Consider the following 1030-nt stretch of genomic DNA (forward strand, 5'->3'; position numbering starts at 1 on the left):
GGCGAAGCTGAGAACTTAAGCGCCAGTAAACGGCGGTGGTAACTATAACCATCCTAAGGTAGCGAAATTCCTTGTCGGGTAAGTTCCGACCTGCACGAATGGCGTAACGACTTCTCGACTGTCTCAACCATAGGCCCGGTGAAATTGCATTACGAGTAAAGATGCTCGTTTCGCGCAGCAGGACGGAAAGACCCCGGGACCTTTACTATAGCTTGATATTGGTGTTCGGTTCGGCTTGTGTAGGATAGGTGGGAGACTGTGAAGCAGCAACGCCAGTTGTTGTGGAGTCGCCGTTGAAATACCACTCTGGTCGTGCTGGATGTCTAACCTGGGTCCGTGATCCGGATCAGGGACAGTGTCTGGTGGGTAGTTTAACTGGGGCGGTTGCCTCCTAAAGGGTAACGGAGGCGCCCAAAGGTTCCCTCAGCCTGGTTGGCAATCAGGTGTTGAGTGTAAGTGCACAAGGGAGCTTGACTGTGAGACTGACGGGTCGAGCAGGTACGAAAGTAGGGACTAGTGATCCGGCGGTGGCTTGTGGAAGCGCCGTCGCTCAACGGATAAAAGGTACCCCGGGGATAACAGGCTGATCTTCCCCAAGAGTCCATATCGACGGGATGGTTTGGCACCTCGATGTCGGCTCGTCGCATCCTGGGGCTGGAGTAGGTCCCAAGGGTTGGGCTGTTCGCCCATTAAAGCGGTACGCGAGCTGGGTTTAGAACGTCGTGAGACAGTTCGGTCCCTATCCGCTGTGCGCGTAGGAGTGTTGAGAAGGGCTGTCCCTAGTACGAGAGGACCGGGACGGACGAACCTCTGGTGTGCCAGTTGTTCTGCCAAGGGCATGGCTGGTTGGCTACGTTCGGGAGGGATAACCGCTGAAAGCATCTAAGCGGGAAGCCTGCTTCGAGATGAGCACTCCCACCTCCTTGAGAGGGTAAGGCTCCCAGTAGACGACTGGGTTGATAGGCCGGATATGGAAGCCCTGTGAGGGGTGGAGTTGACCGGTACTAATAGGCCGAGGGCTTGTCCTCAG

1 rRNA gene is annotated in these 1030 nt (G+C 55.9%); it reads left to right on the forward strand.

Annotation, left to right across the window (positions count from 1 at the left end):
• Positions 1–1028: ribosomal RNA gene (locus tag AB0Q99_RS34325) — 23S ribosomal RNA — on the forward strand; the annotation flags it as partial.
• Positions 1029–1030 lie beyond the last annotated feature (2 nt).

This window comes from Kitasatospora sp. NPDC086791 (assembly GCF_040685975.1).
Lineage (GTDB): Bacteria > Actinomycetota > Actinomycetes > Streptomycetales > Streptomycetaceae > Kitasatospora.